This window comes from Streptomyces sp. JW3 (genome assembly GCF_052216785.1).
Classification (GTDB): Bacteria; Actinomycetota; Actinomycetes; order Streptomycetales; family Streptomycetaceae; genus Streptomyces.
Window position 1 is genome coordinate 1 of record NZ_JBQOUX010000144.1, and the last position, 17,213, is coordinate 17,213.

Annotated in this window: 12 protein-coding genes; 5 read left to right on the forward strand and 7 right to left on the reverse strand. The window is 74.6% G+C overall.

The genetic code is table 11. The annotated features are described in order from the left end of the window. Positions 1 to 59: 59 nt before the first annotated feature. Positions 60 to 314 (reverse strand): hypothetical protein, encoded by a 255-nt coding sequence (locus ACTT8P_RS34980; protein ID WP_442835837.1) that lies wholly within the window; start codon positions 312 to 314, stop codon positions 60 to 62. A gap of 76 nt (positions 315 to 390) precedes the next feature. Here ACTT8P_RS34980 and ACTT8P_RS34985 point away from each other — a divergent pair, with 76 nt between their 5' ends. Beyond that, positions 391 to 1,176: a DUF1963 domain-containing protein gene (locus ACTT8P_RS34985; protein ID WP_442835826.1), complete on the forward strand. Its 786-nt coding sequence runs from the start codon at positions 391 to 393 to the stop codon at positions 1,174 to 1,176. Positions 1,177 to 1,193: 17 nt separating this feature from the next. Here the strand turns inward: ACTT8P_RS34985 and ACTT8P_RS34990 are convergent, their stop codons facing one another. After that, positions 1,194 to 1,682 (reverse strand): GNAT family N-acetyltransferase, encoded by a 489-nt coding sequence (locus ACTT8P_RS34990; protein WP_442835827.1) that lies wholly within the window; start codon positions 1,680 to 1,682, stop codon positions 1,194 to 1,196. A gap of 314 nt (positions 1,683 to 1,996) precedes the next feature. On the opposite strand from ACTT8P_RS34990, the gene ACTT8P_RS34995 reads away from it, so the two are divergent. The 3 genes from ACTT8P_RS34995 (at position 1,997) to ACTT8P_RS35005 (ending at position 7,155) form a co-directional block, all read left to right on the forward strand. After that, positions 1,997 to 3,874, forward strand: coding sequence for an ATP-binding cassette domain-containing protein (locus ACTT8P_RS34995; RefSeq protein ID WP_442835828.1), 1,878 nt, complete (start codon positions 1,997 to 1,999; stop codon positions 3,872 to 3,874). A gap of 526 nt (positions 3,875 to 4,400) precedes the next feature. Further along, complete coding sequence (locus ACTT8P_RS35000; RefSeq protein WP_442835835.1) at positions 4,401 to 6,707, forward strand: beta-L-arabinofuranosidase domain-containing protein; 2,307 nt, start codon at positions 4,401 to 4,403, stop codon at positions 6,705 to 6,707. Positions 6,708 to 6,864: 157 nt separating this feature from the next. After that, a complete protein-coding gene (locus ACTT8P_RS35005) occupies positions 6,865 to 7,155 on the forward strand; it encodes a DUF6355 family natural product biosynthesis protein (protein ID WP_442835829.1) in 291 nt (96 codons plus the stop codon). A gap of 68 nt (positions 7,156 to 7,223) precedes the next feature. On the opposite strand, the gene ACTT8P_RS35010 is transcribed toward ACTT8P_RS35005, so the two are convergent. The 5 genes from ACTT8P_RS35010 to ACTT8P_RS35030 form a co-directional block, all read right to left on the reverse strand. Next, a complete protein-coding gene (locus ACTT8P_RS35010) occupies positions 7,224 to 9,224 on the reverse strand; it encodes an SWIM zinc finger family protein (RefSeq protein ID WP_442835830.1) in 2,001 nt (666 codons plus the stop codon). Beyond that, on the reverse strand, positions 9,221 to 12,154 hold the full coding sequence (locus ACTT8P_RS35015; RefSeq protein ID WP_442835836.1) for a DEAD/DEAH box helicase: 2,934 nt from the start codon (positions 12,152 to 12,154) through the stop codon (positions 9,221 to 9,223). Before ACTT8P_RS35015 ends, ACTT8P_RS35010 begins: the two co-directional genes overlap by 4 nt. A gap of 131 nt (positions 12,155 to 12,285) precedes the next feature. Continuing rightward, the gene (locus tag ACTT8P_RS35020; RefSeq protein ID WP_442835831.1) at positions 12,286 to 12,879 is read right to left on the reverse strand and encodes a sugar kinase; all 594 of its coding nucleotides are present in this window, start codon (positions 12,877 to 12,879) and stop codon (positions 12,286 to 12,288) included. Next, positions 12,876 to 14,024, reverse strand: coding sequence for an ROK family glucokinase (locus ACTT8P_RS35025; RefSeq protein ID WP_442835832.1), 1,149 nt, complete (start codon positions 14,022 to 14,024; stop codon positions 12,876 to 12,878). The genes ACTT8P_RS35020 and ACTT8P_RS35025 overlap by 4 nt, the downstream gene beginning before the upstream one ends. Before the next feature lie 146 nt (positions 14,025 to 14,170). After that, positions 14,171 to 15,670, reverse strand: coding sequence for a carboxylesterase/lipase family protein (locus tag ACTT8P_RS35030; protein WP_442835833.1), 1,500 nt, complete (start codon positions 15,668 to 15,670; stop codon positions 14,171 to 14,173). 179 nt (positions 15,671 to 15,849) lie between these two features. Between ACTT8P_RS35030 and ACTT8P_RS35035 the strand changes: the two genes are divergently transcribed. Beyond that, positions 15,850 to 17,213: AAA family ATPase (locus ACTT8P_RS35035; protein ID WP_442835834.1), on the forward strand; the 1,364-nt coding region annotated here is incomplete at its 3' end.

Here is a 17,213-nt window from a genome sequence, read left to right on the forward strand (position 1 = left end):
CAGGCCGTCGACGGCCTGGTCCGCGGCGCGGTCGCGTGGTTCCCGCCTGCCTCTCCGGCTCAGAAGAAGTGCTTGCGGCCACCGACCGCGCGACCGGTCGCGCCCAGGATCCACAGGATGGCGCCCACCAGAATGAGGATGCCGCCGATCGTCGTCAGCAGACCCATGCCGACAAGCAGACCGATGATCAGCAGAATCAGTCCAAGAATGATCATTTCAAAACCCCATTCGACCCTTGGTTGGTGGGTCCCGACCAGCTCCGCCTGCCAGGACCTCGGTGCGGTAGCCCTTGTGCCCGGCGACACGGTGTTCACGCACTCCTTCGAAACTTCGTTCAGTACGCCCTCTCCTCGGCCGCCCTCCGCTCCGGAAGGCCCTAGGGTGCTCTCCATGTTCGAGAACAAGCTCGCGGCCGCGGCGGACCTCTTCCGCCCCCAGGCAGCCGCCCGGAACTTACCCTCCGAAGACGTGGAGGCGTTCATCCGCGGCGTCCGCCCCGCGATCCATCTGGCCGAGGGGGACGGACCGCTGTGCGTGGGCCGGATGGGCGGTTCTCCCCTGCTGCCGCACGACGCCCCGGAGGCGTCCCTTCCCTTCGTCTTCTCCATCGACTGCGCCCTGCTGCCGGCCGGTGCCACCGACCTCCCGCTGCCGGCCGACGGCCACCTGCTCTTCTTCGCCTGGATCGACGACGGTCGCGGCGATGGCGACGCCTCCGCGTGCTATGTCCCGGCCGGGACACCGACGACTGCCCGCCCCGACGCCGAACCGTCTTCCGCCCGGGCCCCGTACCGGGAGCGGCCCCTGCGGATGGTCGGGTCGGGTCTCTCCGCTCCCGACTCCTACGATTTCGCCGCGCAACGGTGGGGCGAGGAGCGCGACAGCGAGCAGCAGGACACCGCCCACATGCTCGCCGAGACCTGGCAGCGAGCGACCGATCCGCACCACGTGGACCTGCACGGGTTCATCACGCTCGGCGGCAACCCGGCCGACAGCGAAGTGCAGGAGCTCCTGGAGGGCGAGGACGGCGACGACTGGGAGTGCCTGGCCGGCTGGACGTGCGGGGACGAGGACCTCGGCGGCGCCATGGAATCCGCCTCCGTGGTCTGGGCGATCCGGCGCCAGGACCCGGCCGCACGGCGCTTCGACCGCGTTTTCGGCTACCAGGGGCAATGACGGCGCCGCACACCGCGTCATTCCGGAGAAACGTGAAACTCGAATGCGGGACGGTCCCACGGCACGGCGGGCGGGTTCGCGCGCACGGTCCCGACCCGCACCGCACCGGCGCGATGGTAGAAGCCCTCGGCGGGAAGATGCGACACGACCCTGACCCGGTCGAGCCCGGCGGCACGGGCCTCGGACCGCATGTGCGCGACGAGCAGCCGTCCGATCCCCCGGCCCTGCGCGTCGTCGGCGACGAACAGCAGGTCGAGCTCCGGCGGAGCGAGGACGAGCGAGTAGAACCCGAGCACCCGGCCGCCCTGCTCGTCGGCGCCGACGGCCACGAAGACGCGGTGGGCCTCGAGGTAATCCGGCCCGACCCGGTAGCCCGCGACCGCGGCCGCGTACTTGCCCGCGTAGGCGCCTGAGCCCCGCACGAGCCGCGTGAGCCGTTTGGCATCCCGCGCGACGGCCCTCCGAATGGTGATCGGCCGGCCGGTCGGGGACGTGCGTGCACTCATCGGGAGAGTATTTCGCACCGAGGCGTGCCGTCGTACGGCGGCCCCAGGGCAGGGCGCGGCGGCCGCCGGCCGGGGCGGAGGGCATGAGCCGCGGCCCCGGTGACCGCCCCGCCCTCCGCGTTTCGGCCACCGACGTCGCGGGCCCGGCCCTTGTGCGCGGCGGGTCGGTGCGACGGGCATCTTCCGGTGCCGTGCGGAACGGGGGTTCGCGGTCCGGCCAAAACACGTGTGTTCGGCAGCGGGGTCCGGGTCGTTGAGTGCGTGCCGGTCCCGTTCCCGGCCCTGTTTCCGGCCTCAACTCGCCGCAAGGAGGCGTGCAGTTGACCTCGACAACCCGACCCGTGCAGCCACCACCGCCCGCGGAGATCACCTACTCGGGGCAGTACTCCGTCAACCCGCTGGGGCAGGCGGGATTCCTGCGTCTGTGCGCGCGGCTGCCGTCCGTCCTGGCCCGGATCGCGGGTTTGGCCTGGGCGATCGACCGCCGGGCCGTACTCCTGCTGCTGGCCTGCCAGTTGGCCACCGGCGCGGCGGCCGCCGTGCTGCTGACCGCGACCGCCCGGGCGATGACCCCGCTCCTCGGGACCGGCGCCGTGCCGGACCGGCTGCGCGCGGCGCTGCCCGCGCTGGCCGTCGTCGCGGCGGCCGGCGCGGTGACCCGTACGTCGGTGGCCGTGGCCCGGTACGCCGAGCGGCGCGTCACCCCGCGGCTGACCACCGCGATGGACACCGCGCTGGTGGCGGCCGTCTGCCGGGTGGAGGCCGCCGCCTACGCGGAGGACGGCTTCTCCGACCGCCAGGAGGCGGCGGAGATGGGCGTGACCCGTACCCACGTCATGGTCATGGACGCCCAGCGGTTCATGTCCGCGCTGATCCGGCTGGTCACCGCCGGTGTCGTCGTCTCCGTGCTGCACCCGCTGATGCTGCCGCTGCTCCTGCTGGCCGTCGCCCCGGCCGGCATCGGCGCGGTCCTCACCGCCCGGGTGGACTACGAGATCCACTACGCGAACATCGCCGACCGCAACGTCCGCGGCATGACCCGCTGGTGGGCCACCACACCGAAGTACGGCGACGAGGTCCGCGCCAACGGCATGACCGACTACCTCCTGCACTGGTACCGGGCGCTGTCCGAACGGGTCGACCGGCGCACGACGGCCGCGGCTCCCCGGACCTTGCGGATCGCGCTGCTGGCCTCGCTCGCGGGCGGCGGGTTCCTCGCCGCGACCTGGGGGACGCTGGCCTGGCTGACGGTGACCGGGCGGATCGCGCCGGCCGTGGCCGCCACCGCGGTGGTGGCCGTGCAGACCACACTGACCGCGCTGTCCCAGCTGGTGATCGAGGGTGCGGCCGTCTTCCACACCAGCCTCTACCTCGGTGACATGCAGGCGTTCTTCGACGACGCCGCCGCCCGGGCGCCGCGCCGCGGGGCGTCGGCGGTCACCGCGCCGGTGGCGGAGATCCGGTTGGAGGAGGTGGTCTACCGGTATCCCGGCAAGGACCGCCCCGCGGTGGACGGCGTCTCCCTCACCCTGCGGCGCGGTGAGATCCTGGCCGTCGTCGGGGTGAACGGCTCCGGCAAGAGCACCCTGACCCGGCTGATCACCGGCATCTACCTCGCCGACAAGGGCAGGGTGACCTGGAACGGCACCGACCTCGCGGACGCCGACCCGGCCACCGTCTGGGCCTGCACCGGACTGGTGCCGCAGATCTTCGCCCAGTGGCCGCTGCGGGCCCGGGAGAACGTCACCCTCGGCCAGCCCCGCGGCCACGACGACCGTGAGGTGTGGGCGGCCGTCGACGCGGTCGGCCTGCGCGAGGCGATCGAGGAACTGCCCGCCGGCCTCGACACCCTGCTCGCCCGCGAGATCTTCGGCGGCACCGAACTCTCCGGCGGCCAGTGGCAGCGGCTGGCCTGCTCCCGGGCCCTGTACCGGCGTCCGCCGCTGCTGATCCTGGACGAACCCACCTCGCAGATGGACCCGCGTGGCGAGCACGCCGTCTTCGAGCGGATCAAGGCCATCGCGGCCGACCGCATCACCATCGTCGTCACCCACCGCCTGGAGAACACCAGGATCGCCGACCACATCGTCGTCATGGAACAGGGCCGCCTCACCGAACAGGGCGGCTACGACGACCTGGTCCACGCCGGCGGCACCTTCGCCGACCTGCTGCAACTGTCCCAGGAACGGTGAACTGCCGTCTCCCGTCCACCCACCCCAGAGGTAGCGCATGACCCGCAGCGTCCGCGAGCCGGGCGGTGGCCGGAAACTCAACGTCGCGGCCCTGACCCTGGGCGCCCGGCCCGCCCGTCCCGGACGGTGGTCGAAGGCGAGGGGAATCCGCCCGCCGTCTCCCGCTGAGGCGGGCGGACCCGGCGCAGCCCGGCGAACCACTCCGCGCGCGGTGTCGGGATCGACGCGGGCCGAGTGCTCGGCGTCGGGCAACTCCGCGAACGAGGATGACCAGACCGCAGCTATGTCACGGACACGTCCATACTTTTCGTGGACATCACGGGGCATTGACGGCCTGTTGTTCGCCCCTCTATGGTCACGACACTTCTCCGAACAACGTTCGATATACCGAACGTACGTCACCGCGCACCACCCATGAACTCGGCTTCCCCTCCCCGCAAAGGGTGATTTCGTGTCCTCCCCCTCCCCCTCCCCCTCCCCCTCCCCCTCTTCGTCTTCGTCTTCGTCCTCGTCTTCTTCCTCGTCCCTGAGCAGGAGACGGGTCCTCCAGGCGGCCGGGGCGACGGCCGCGGCGACCGCCGCGGGTCCGGTTCTCGGCGGTTCTTCCGCCCAGGCGGCGATCTCCCCGGCCAGGCCCGACATCGGCGCCCTGGCCTTCCCCTTCGCCCTCGGTCAGGTCCGGCTGACCGCGAGCCGATGGCTGGACAACCAGCACCGCACCGCCGCCTACCTGCGGTTCGTCGACGTCGACCGGTTGCTGTACAACTTCCGGGCCAACCACGGCCTGGCCACGAAGGGCGCCGCCGCCACCGGCGGCTGGGAGGCACCCGACTTCCCTTTCCGCAGCCATGTCCAGGGTCACTTCCTCACCGCCTGGGCGCAGTTGTACGCGGTGACCGGGGACACCGTCGCCCGTGACAAGGCCCTGTACATGGTGGCCGAGCTCGCCAAGTGCCAGGCCAACAACAGCGCCGCCGGATTCACCGCCGGATACCTCTGCGGCTACCCCGAGTCCGACTTCACCGCCCTGGAGGCCCGGACGCTGAGCAACGGCAACGTGCCGTACTACACGGTCCACAAGACCCTTACCGGCCTGCTGGACGTGTGGCGCCACCTCGGCAGCACCCAGGCCCGTGACGTACTGCTGGCCCTGGCCGGCTGGGTCGACACCCGCACCGGCCGGCTGACCGCGGCACAGCGACAGGCCATGCTGGACACGGAGTTCGGCGGCATGAACGCGGTCCTCACCGACCTCTGCCAGCAGACCGGCGACGCGCGCTGGCTCACCGTCGCCCAGCGCTTCGACCACGCCGCGGTGTTCGACCCCCTGGCCGCGAACCAGGACGCCCTGGCCGGACTGCACGCCAACACCCAGGTGCCCAAGTGGATCGGGGCGATACGGGAGTACAAGGCCACCGGCACCACCCGCTACCGGGACATCGCCACCAACGCCTGGAACCACTGCGTCGGCGCGCACACCTACGCCATCGGCGGCAACAGCCAGGCCGAACACTTCCGCGCCCCGAACGCCATCGCCGGATACCTGCTGAACGACACCTGCGAGAGCTGCAACACCGTCAACATGCTCCGCCTGACCCGGGAGTTGTTCGCACTCACCCCGGACCGGGCCGCGCTGTTCGACTTCTACGAGCAGGCCTGGCTGAACCACCTGATCGGCCAGCAGAACCCGGCCGACCCGCACGGCCACGTCACCTATTTCACCCCGCTCAGGCCCGGCGGCCGGCGCGGGGTGGGTCCGGCCTGGGGCGGCGGTACCTGGAGCACCGACTACACCACCTTCTGGTGCTGCCAGGGCACCGGCCTGGAGATGCACACCCGGCTGATGGACTCCGTCTACTACCACGCCGGCACCACCCTGACCGTGAACCTGTTCGTCCCCTCGGTCCTCACCTGGACCCAGCGCGGCATCACCGTCACCCAGTCCACCACGTACCCGGCGAGCGACACCACGACCCTGCGCGTCACCGGCACGGTGGGCGGCGCCTGGGCGCTGCGCATCCGCATCCCCGGCTGGACCACCGGGGCCACCATCGGCGTCAACGGCGTCGCGCAGGACATCACCACCACCCCCGGGAGCTACGCGACCCTGACCCGGTCATGGACCTCCGGCGACACCGTCACGGTCCGCCTGCCGATGCGCACCGTCGTGCGGCCGGCCAACGACGACCCGGACACCGCCGCCGTCACGCACGGCCCGGTCGTCCTGTCCGGGAACTACGGCGACACCGCCCTCACGTCCCTCCCCGCCCTCGACACGGCGTCGATCCGGCGGACCAGTTCCACCGCGCTCGCCTTCACCGCCACCGCCGACGGCGCCACCGTGCCCCTCGGCCCGTTCCACGACGCGCACGGACACCACTACACCGTCTACTGGAACACCGGCGGCCGTGGCCGTACGCCCGTGCGGCTGGCCAATGCGGCCGGCGGCCTGGTGCTGGGCATCCAGGACATGTCCACCGCCGACGGCGGCCGGGCGCTGCTGTGGACCGACTCCGGCACCGCCGACCACGACTGGGACCTGATCCCGGACGGCGACGCCCACCGCCTGCGCAACGTCCACAGCGGCAAGGTGCTCGGCGTGCTCGACATGTCCACCGCCGACGGCGCCGCCGTCCTCCAGTGGACGGACAACGGCACCGCCGACCACCGCTGGCTCCTGCTCGACCAGGGCGACAACACCTACCAGGTCCGCAACGCGCACAGCGGGAAACTGCTCGCCGTCCAGAACGGTTCCACCGCGGTCGGCGCCTTCGCCGTCCAGGACGCGGACGACGGCAGTGCCGACAACCGCTGGCGCCTGGTCCAGGTTTAGACGGCACGCACCCTTCCGGGTGAACGCACACCACTCGCGCCGGCCGCCCGGCGCCGGGCTGGGATTCTCAGGGACGACGTCCGCGCCGGCCCGCCTCGGCGAACCGGTGCCGGACGTCGATCCTGAGAATCGTCCCTGTTTCGATCAAGGAGTCCTTGTGCGTATCCGACACCTGGTGACCAGCCCGCTCGCCGCCGCGGCCCTCGCGCTCACCGCCCTGGGCGCGGTGGCCGTCACGGCGACCCCCGCGGCCGCCGACCCGTGCGGGTTCTACGAGACCAGCGCCGACGCCTTCTACCGCCACTGCACCTCGGACGGCTCCCACGTCGTCATCAAGGTCGAGGTCGCGCACGCGGCCGACTACGAACGCTGTGTCGCCCCCGGCCGGACCTGGCTGGGGTCGGCGGCCAAGATCCAGGGCGCGCACTACGTCGGCCGCACCTGCTGACGACCGGCGGCCGGTGACCGCCTCCGTTCACGGCTGGGTGCGGCGCGAGCCCTTCGCGGATTGATCGATCAGGCGTCGTCGGACGTCCCGAGGCCGGTGAGGGCGCCGACCGGGTCCAGGTCCGGGGTGCCCCGGGGCCACCAGTCGTCGTGGCCCGGCTCCGACTCGTAGGCATACCACAGGCCGGTCCGGCCCAGCCGGAGCTGGACCTGGCCGCGCGGGTGGGTGAGGCGGTTGCGCCACGGGCGGAACGCGGGCAGGTCGGCGGCGAGCAGCAGCGGCCGGGCCCGGTCGAAACGGCCGGCCGGCGGGTCCCAGGGTTCCTCCAGGACGCTGAGGCCCGCCGGGCCGCCCTGTCGCCAGGCGGCCACCGCGCGCGCCAGCTCGGCCGGGTCCCGGCCGGCCGCCCGGGACAGCGCGGAGTAGAGGGCGCGGCTGCCGGCGGTCAGGCCGGAACCGGGGCGGGCGGCGGCCAGCCGTACCGCGTCCTGCCACAGCGTGAATCCGTCGGCCGGGTCCCGGCCCGTGCTGAGCAGGGCGTGGGCGCGGGCGGCGGCGTCGGTGGCCAACTGGTCCAGGGCGAAGGGGTCGGGACCGCCGGGGGCCGCCGGGTAGGCGGGCGGCTGTTCGGGGTGCGGGGGCGCGGGCAACGGCGGCGGGAGGGGCGGAAGGGCGCGTGGGGCGAGGGCCTCGGTGGCCCGGACCCCCAGCAGTCCTGCCGGGTCCCGGTCCTGGGCGGCGCGGGCCGCGCGGGCGGCGCTCAGCCGGGACAGGGCGTCGAGCAACTCGCGCTCGCCCCGGCCGCGCAGCAGGAGCAGCACGAACGGATCGGCGTCGAGCAGCCGTGCCGTCTGGTAGCAGAGCGCGGCGGCGTGCTTGCAGGGGTGGCCGGAGTCGGGGCAGTTGCACTGCGGGGCGAGGTCCCCCGGGCCGGGGAGCAGGGGAACGCCGCAGTCGGCCAGCGACTGCGGCAGCTCCTTGTCCAGGAGGGCGGCGATGTGCCCCGGCCGTTCGGCGGCGGCGTCGAGGAACCGTTCCCAGTCGGCGTCGGCCAGCGTGCGCAGCCGCACCTGCACGCGGTACGGCCGGGGGCGGCTGCCCTGGACGTAGGCGAGGACGAGTCCGGGCGTGACGGTGATGGCGTCGACGTGCCCCCGCTCGGCGTAGGCCCGGCCCCGCGCCAGCCGTCCGGCGTCCAGGGCGCCTTCCTCCAGCGCGGCCACCCACGCGTTGCCCCACCAGGTCTCGGCGAACCCCTCTCCCGTCGACGGTCCCGGCGGCAGCGCGGGGAAGGTGCGCCGCAGCTCGCCGTCCCGGGCGGGGGCGGCCATGGAACCGGAACGGGCACGGCTACGGGAAGGGGGAAGGGAAGGGTGAAGGGTGGGGGGCGCGGGCCCGTCTGGGGTGTCGAGGACGGTCGGCTCCGGGGCGGGGGCTTCCGGGGCGGGGGCTGATGCCACCTCGGGGACGGCCGGGGCGGCGGAGGCTCCGGTGTCGCCGGTGTCGCCGGTGTCGCCGGTGTCGCCGGAGTCGCCGGTGTCGCCGGAGTCGCCGGAGTCGTCAAAGTCGTCGAAGGGTGGGCGGAAGGCGTTCGCCAGCAGGTCGCGTACGGTGCGGGCGCGGGCGTCCGCGACGGACTCCGGGTGGGAAGGGCGGCGTACGGCGGCGCGTTTGCGCGCGGGCGCGGGCGGCTGGGACCGGCGGGTCTCCCGGCGAGCGGCCCGCAGCGCCTCTCGCGCACCGTCCCCGGGTCGGACCTGCGCCGCGTGTCCTTCGGGAGCGGTGGCCGAAGCCGCGCTCCCCGCCACATCCGAGTCCTGGGCCGCCACATCCTCCTCGGCCGACGCGCGACGCAGCGCCTCGCGGGCGGCGTCGCCTGGCCGGGGGACGGCGCCGGGCGGCTCCTGGACCGGAACTGCGGGGGCGCGGATGGGGGTGGGGGTGGGGCTAGGAGCCGATGGTGGTGGCGGCGTTGTCGTGGCCGGTTCTTCGCGGGTCGCCGGACCCCCCGCGCGTTCCCGTGCCGCGCGCAGGGCACGGCGGGCCTCGTCGGCGGGGCGGGGGGTCATGACGGCCTCCGCAGGGACACCAGGTCGGACAGCTCACGGTCGGTCAGTTCGGTGAGGGCCGACTCACCGGAGCCGAGGATCGCGTCGGCCAGCGCCCGCTTGGCGGCGAGCATCTCGGCGATGCGGTCCTCCACCGTGCCCTCGGTGACCAGGCGGTGCACCTGGACCGGCTGGGTCTGGCCGATGCGGTAGGCGCGGTCGGTGGCCTGTTCCTCGACGGCCGGGTTCCACCAGCGGTCGAAGTGGACGACATGGCCGGCCCGGGTGAGGTTGAGCCCGGTGCCCGCCGCCTTCAGGGACAGCACCAGGACCGGGGTGGCGCCGTCCTGGAAGCGGTCGACCATCCGCTCGCGCTCCGGCACCGGGGTGCCGCCGTGCAGCATCTCGACGGGGACCGCGCGGGCGGTGAGGTGGGCGGTGAGCAACCGGGCCATGCCGACGTACTGGGTGAAGACCAGCACCGAGCCGTCCTCCGCGAGCACCGTGTCGAGCAGTTCGTCGAGCAGGGCCAGCTTGCCGGAGCGGGCGGCGGCGTCGCCCTGCTGCCGGGAGTCCTCCTTGGGGTTCTCCTTGAGGTAGAGCGCGGGATGATCGCAGATCTGCTTCAGCGCGCCCAGCAGCTTCAGCACCAGTCCCCGGCGGGCGATGCCCTCCGCACTCTCGATGACGGCCATCGACTCGCGCACCACCGCCTCGTACAGCGCCGCCTGTTCGCGGGAGAGCGGCACAGGGTGGTCCGTCTCGGTCTTCGGCGGCAGTTCGGGGACGATGCCGGGATCGGACTTGCGGCGGCGCAACAGGAACGGCCGGACCAGGCGGGCCAGCCGGGCCACCGCCTCCTCGTCCTCGCCGGTCTCCACCGCGCGGGCGTGCCGGGCGCGGAAGGACTTCAGGGGGCCGAGCAGGCCGGGGGTGGTCCAGTCGAGCAGGGCCCACAGCTCGGAGAGGTTGTTCTCCACCGGGGTGCCGGTGAGGGCGACGCGGGCCGGGGCCGGGATGGTGCGCAGGGCCTTCGCCGTCGCCGAGTAGGGGTTCTTGACGTGCTGCGCCTCGTCGGCGACGACCATGCCCCAGGGCCGGTCGGCCAGGGTGGCCGCCGCCGAGCGCATGGTGCCGTAGGTGGTGAGGACGAATCCGCCGGCCGACCCGGCCGGTCCGTCCGGTCCGTCCGGTCCGTCCGGTCCGTCCAAACCGTCCAGGGTGCGGTCGGGGCCGTGGAAGCGGCGGACCGGGACGCCGGGGGCGAACCGGGTGATCTCCCGCTGCCAGTTGCCGAGCAGGGAGGCGGGGCAGACGACGAGGGTGGGCTCGGGGCGGGCCCGCTTGAGGTGCAGGGCGATGAGGGTGACCGTCTTGCCGAGGCCCATGTCGTCGGCGAGGCAGCCGCCGAGGCCGAGCGAGGTCATCAGGTCCAGCCAGGCCAGGCCCCTGAGCTGGTAGTCGCGGAGGGTGGCGGCGAGGCCCGGGGGCGGTGCGGCCGGGGTGAGGCCGGCGGTGAGCCGGTCGCGCAGCGCGGCCAGCGCGCCGACCGGCACGGCTTCCACCGTCTCGCCGTCGACCTCCGCGCTGCCGGTGAGCGCCACGGACAGCGCGTCGACCGGGTCGAGCAGGCCCAGGTCGCGTTTGCGGGCGTGGCGGACCAGGGCCGGGTCGACCAGCACCCAGCGGTCGCGCAGCCGGACCACCGGGCGGTGGGCCTCGGCCAGCCGGTCCATCTCGGCCTCGGTGAGCGGGTCGCCGCCGAGGGCCAGCTGCCAGCCGAACCGGAGCAGGTCGGCGCTCTCGAAGAAGCCGGTGCCGTCGGTCGCCGAACCGGGCGCGGGCCGCACCACCGCCGACGCGGTCAGGTCCTGGGCCAGGTCGCGCGGCCAGTGCACGGCGACCCCGGCGGTGGCCAGCCGGGTGGCCGCGACGCCGAGCAGGTCGGTCAGCTCGTCCTCGGACAGGGCCAGGATGTCGGGCACGTCCTGCTCGGTGAGCCGGTCCAACGGTGGCCAGATCCGGGCGGCGCGCCGGACCGCGAGGGCCGCGTCGACCCGGGCACGTGGGCCGAAGGCGGGGTCCGCCGCGCCCGACCACAGGTCCGCCACGTCGGCCACCAGGGTGGGGTCGGCGAGGCTGTGCACCTGGACCACCGCGGCACCCGCCGCCCGCCCGCGCCCGGTGTCGGCGGCACCTCCGTCGCCGCCCTGTCCCGGTCGCTCGGAGTGTCCCGAGGTGTCGAACAGGTCGAACGGCGACAGGTCCAGGCGGAGCGAGATCCGCACGCCCGCGTCCATGCCGGCGGCGACCTCGGCGGCCCAGTCCCGGGCGCCGGGCAGCCGCTGGGCCGGGCGGGCGGCGAACGGCAGGCCCAGCGCGTACGGCGCGGCCGGGGTGCGGGGCAGCGTGTCGGTGACCGCGTCCAGGAACGAGCGGATCAGGGCGCGCGGCTCGGGCAGCCGCAGCGGCCCCGGGCCGTCCAGCGGCACCGCGTGTCCCTCGGGCGGCAGGGCGGCGGCGACGGCCCGCAGGTGGGCGATGTCGTCCGGGTCCAGGGGTCCGGCCCGCCAGGCGTCGTGGCCGTCGGCGGTCAGGCCGGGCAGCAGCCGGCCCCGCGCGGCGAGCCGCAGGGCGTGCAGGGCGGCGGCGCCCCAGCAGGCGGTGGCCGGGTGGGCGGCCGGATCGTGCCGGGCCCGCACCAGCAGCGGCAGGGCCTCCTCGACGGGGAGGGTCAGCGCGGGGACGGTCCGGCGGCGTACGCGGCTGCCGTGCGGGCGTACGACGGTCAGCCCGGGGGGTCCGGAAGGCGGTGTGTCGTCGTCCGGGTCCCAGAAGGCGACGCGGCCCTCGCGCGGCAGCGGGGCGGGCAGGAAGACGGCGGCGAGCCGTACGACACCGGCCGACGCCGCGGTGTCCATCGCGGGCATGTCCGTCCCACGGCCCGGCATGTCCGTCCCACGGCCCGGCATGTCCGTCATACGTCCTGTCACCTCCCGTCCCGTTCGCCGGATCAGCTGTCTTCGACTCTACGGGCGGGGTCTGACAATCGGCTCCGGACGCCTGCCGGGCCCCGGCCCGGTCAGGGGACGGTACGCGAGACGACGTAGACCATCGGCAGGTTCGGGTTGGCGAGGTTGACCACGATGTCCTGGGTGGGGGCCGGGTTCTTCTGGGTGTGGATCAGGCCCCACCACTGTCCGGCCCCCGTCGCGGCGAAGTCCCAGCCGGTGACCCGCTGATCGCGGTCGCTGATGGAGATGTCGTCCCGCTCCAGGTCGGCGCGGGTGACGCCGACGCCCGCGAGGAAGGCGTCCAGTCCGGCGCCGGTGGTCTCGAACTGGACGTAGAGCCGGCTCGTCTTCCAGTTGTTCGTCTCGTAGTAGGCGACCTTGCCGGCGGGGTGCGGGACCGGGATCTGGTAGAGGCGGCGCTGGAGCTTGGAGGGCCAGCCCTCGGTCAGGCCGGTCGCAGAGTACTTCTCCTCCTTGTCCCGGCCGCTGCTGCGGCTCTGTTCGGCGGAGATCAGCAGATAGCCGGCCGGCACGCCGATCAGCAGCACGATGATGAGCAGGGTGAGGGCCCGGCGGCGGACCTTGTGCCGCCGGTCCTCGGCCGGGGTGCCGGGCTCGGTCCCGCGCGCGGGTTCGCTCTGGTGCGGCAGGGTCTCCGTCACAGTGCCTCCCGTTCCGTACGGCGGGTCTGCGCGTAGCGCTCGTAGCGCTCGTGGCGTTCCACGCGGCGGCGCTTGGCGCGGCGGAAGCGGCGGGCGACCAGGCGGGCCAGGTCGGCGGCGCCGACCATGCCGGCCTCGGGGCCGAGCTGGGCGCGCACGATCCGGGCCTCGGGCCGGTAGCCGCGGCCGGTGAGCTGGCGTTTGAACGCGTCCCGGGCGGGACCGATCAGCAGGTCGTCGGCGGCGCTGACGCCACCGCCGATCACGAAGCAGGACGGGTCGAGGGCGGCGGCGAGGTTGGCGATGCCGACGCCGAGCCACTGGCCGATGTCCTGGAGCAGTTCGATGCACATGGCGTCGCCCTCGCGGGCCAGCTCGGTGATCATCGGGCCGGTGATGTCGCCGATGCTGCCCTTGACGTGCTCGATGATCCCGTACGCCACCGGCGAGTCGGCGGCGGCCAGCTCGCGGGCCTCCCTGACCAGGGCGTTCCCGGAGCTGTACTGCTCCCAGCAGCCGCGGTTGCCGCACGGGCAGCGGTGGCCGCCGGGGACGACCTGCATGTGGCCGAACTCACCGGCGACGCCGTACTTGCCGCGCTTGACCTGGCCCTCCTCCAGGATGGCGCCGCCGATGCCGGTGCCGAGGGTGATCATGACGAGGTGGTCCTCGCCGCGGCCGGCGCCGAAGCGCCACTCGGCCCAGGCGGCGGTGTTGGCGTCGTTGTCGACCAGGACGGGGACGGCGAGGCGGCCGGCCAGGCGGTCGCGCAGCGGCTCGTTGCGCCAGGACAGGTGGGGGGCGAACAGGACGCGGTTGCGGTCGGCGTCGACCCAGCCGGCCGCGCCGATGCCGACGGCGTGCACGTCGTGCCGGTCGGAGAGGTCCAGGACCAGTTCGACGATGGTGTCCTCGACGACCTTGGGGCTCTTGGACTTGTCCGGGGTCTCCGCGCGGAGCTTCTCCAGGATGGTGCCGTCCGCGTCGACGACGCCCGCCATCACCTTGGTGCCGCCGATGTCGATGCCCACGGTGGGCACGCGGGGGGCCGTGAGGTGGGAGCGGCGTTCCCTGGTGCCGGCCGTGCGCAGCACGGTGGCTCGGCGGGAGCCGATGGGGGCGGTGAGGTCGCGGTAGGTGCTCATCGGGTGCGATTGTGCCGTACGGCCCTGGCGGGTGCCGAACGGTGCGGGTGAGGGGGGTGCTGGTTGGTCGCCGGGCGCGGGGCGCGGGGGCTGGGCGCGCGGTTGCCCGCGCCCCTGAGCGGCGCTGCCCGCGCGGGAAGGCGGGATCAGGTCCGGATGGTCCAGGCCCGGTGTTCTTCGGCGTGGGGAGCTTCGGTCGTCGTCCACTGGCTGTCGATGCGCGTCGTGGTGCGGTGTGCGGGGTCGTACGCGGGCCAGCCCGGGTCGCCGGTCGTGGCGAAGCGGATCCAGGCGTCGTGGGTGCGGCGGGCGAGGTCACCGGGCGGTCGGCCGGGGCCGAGCAGCGCCGTGCGGCCGTGCAGCACGGGCAGCTGGGCGACGTCGAAGACGAAGGGCAGCTCGACCGCGTGACTGGCGCCGAGCAGACCGTCCAGCGCGGGCGACCGCCAGGCGAACTCGTAGGCGTACGTGCCGGATGCGCGGTGCGCCGCGTGGGCGTCGGCGAGGGCCCGGCTGCCCGCGCCGAACAGCGCGTCGCCCATGACGGCGGACCGCAGCTCGCCGAAGGACGCCGCGGGCCGGGCCGTACGGTACGCCGCGACGAGCCGCGCGGGGTCGGGGTGGGCCCGCGCCGCCACGGCGGCCACGTCCTCGGCGGTCGAGGTGGCGTACTGGCCGAACGGGACCAAGTAGAGATTGCCCTCCTCGGCGTTGGTGCCGACCAGCAGGTCGACGCCGGTGCCGGCGCCGGCCGCGACCGACACGGCGGGCTGGGTGCCGAGGACCAGGCTGAACGGGCTCAGGCCGATCAGCGGGTCCATGTCGGTGTCTGTCCGCAGGTCGATGCCGGCGAGCCGGGACGCGGCCTCGACCAGGCGGTCGTCGGAGAGGTCCGCGAAGGCGTCGGCGTGCGGGGCGACGCCCAGGGCCGCGGCCGCGGCCCCGGTCACCCGGGCGGCCTGCTCCGGGGTGAACGCGCCCAGGCCGCTGCCGCTCTGCACGATCGCCCGGCGGAAGAGACCCGCGGCCGCCGGGTCGGCCAGGGTGCCGGCGACGACGGTCGCCCCGGCGGACTGGCCGAAGAGGGTGACGTTTCCGGGGTCACCGCCGAACGCGGCGATGTTCTCCCGCACCCAGTGCAGCGCGGCCAGCACGTCGAGCAGGCCGCGGTTGGCGGGCGCGCCGGGGAGGTCGAGGAAGCCGGCGATGCCGAGCCGGTAGTTGAGCGTGACGAGGACCACGCCGTCGCGGGCGAAGGCGGTGCCGTCGAACAGCGCGGACCGCGTCGATCCGGCGACGAACGCGCCGCCGTGCACGAACACCATGACGGGCAGGCCGCCGCCGGCTGTCTCGGGCGCCCAGACGTTGACGGTGAGGTAGTCCTCGCCCTTGATCCAGCCGGTGCCGAAGTAGGGGGACATGTCCACGCTGCCGAGCCGGCGTTCGGACTGCGGCGCGTTGGGGCCGGGCACGGTGGCGTCCCGTACGCCGTCCCAGGGGGCGTGCGGCCGGGGCGGCGCGAACCGGGCGGCGCCGCGCGGCGGGGCGGCGTAGGGGATACTCCGGAAGGCGACGGTGCCGTCCTGGCGCAGACCGCGGACGGCGCCCCGCGCGGTGGTCACTACGGGGGCGGGCTGGTAGCGCACGGTGGTGCCCTTCGGTACGGGTGCTGGGTTCGGCCGCGAGCGTAGGGCGGGGGCCGGTCTCCGCGGTATCGGTCACCTGACCGCAGTCGGGCGTCCGGCCCCGTACCGGCGCTTGTAGCCTGGACGGCTGCGGCGGGCGAACCCGATCGCGGAGCCACAGTGTCTGGTCTGGAGAGTCCGTGGACGTGCACCCAGGCGGCCCGGACGGGGCCGCCGGACCCGGGCCGGGGGCGCAAGAGCCGCTCGTCGGCCGGGACGCCGAGTCGGCGCGGCTGTTGCGCGCGGTGCACCCGGCGTCCGCGTCGACCTCGACGTCGGCGGAGTCGGTGGTGGTGGTCGCCGGTGCGCCGGGCATGGGCAGCAGCGCGCTGCTGGAACACGTGGCGCGGCGGGCGGAGGCCGGCGGCGCCCGGGTGCTGCGGGCGGTGGGCAGCGAGTCGGAGTCGGGGCTGGCGTTCGCCGCGCTGCACCAGGTGCTGCGGCCGGTGCGCCACGAGGTGGACGGACTGCCCGGCGGACAGCGCGCGGCGTTGCGGGCCGCCTTCGGGGCGGGGCCGGGCACGGGGGCGCGGGCGAGTACGGCCGGTCCTCCGACGTCCGCCTCCGGGGCGGCGCCTGCCAGCCGCCGCCGGACCGGCTCGCCCGACCCCATGCTGTTCGGGCTCGGCGTACTGGGTCTGCTGTCGGCGCTGGGGGGCCGGGGGCCCGTGCTCGTCGTGCTGGACGACGCCCACTGGTTCGACCGTGCCTCCCTGGAGGCACTGGCCTTCGCCGCCCGGCGGCTGGACGGCGAACCGGTCACCATGCTGGTGGCCGTCCGCGCGGGTGAGCACTTGCCGGGGTTCGACGGGACCGTGCCGACGCTCACCCTGGGGCCGCTCGACCGGGCCGCCGCCGGCCGGCTGCTGGACCGGCAGCCGCAGCGCCCGGCCGGCCGCACCAGGACGCGGATCCTCGACGAGGCCGACGGCAATCCCGCGGCCCTGGTGGAGTTCGCGGGGGCCGCCGCCGTACGGGAGACGGCCGCCGGGCCGCCGTTCGTGGGGCCGCTCCCGCTCACCGACCGCACGGCGCGGATGCTCGCCGCCGGGCTGAACGGCCTGCCGGTCGCCACCACCCGCGCCCTGCTGCTCCTGTCCGCCCTGGACCCCCCGGACCCGGCGCCTTCCCTCCCTGCGACGTCCCCGCTCCCGCCGGCCGCCCTCCTACGGGCCGCCCTGCCGCTGACCGGGTTGCCGCCGACCGTCGTCTCCCTCCCCCAGGACGCGCGTCCCCAGGACCCGCGTCCCCGGGCCACCCTCCCACCGGCCGCACTGCCCACTCCCCTCGAAGAAGAACCGTGGCTGCCCGCCGAGCAGGCCGGGCTGATCCGGCGGACCGGCGACGACGTGCGGTTCCGTCATCCGCTGGTTCGGTCGGCCGTGTACCACTCCGCCTCCCCGGGCGCCCGGCGCGAGGCTCATCTCGCGCTCGCCGGGCTGCTCCGCGACGAACCGGACCGGCGCGCCCGGCACCTCGCCGCCGCGGCGGCGGGCCCGGACCC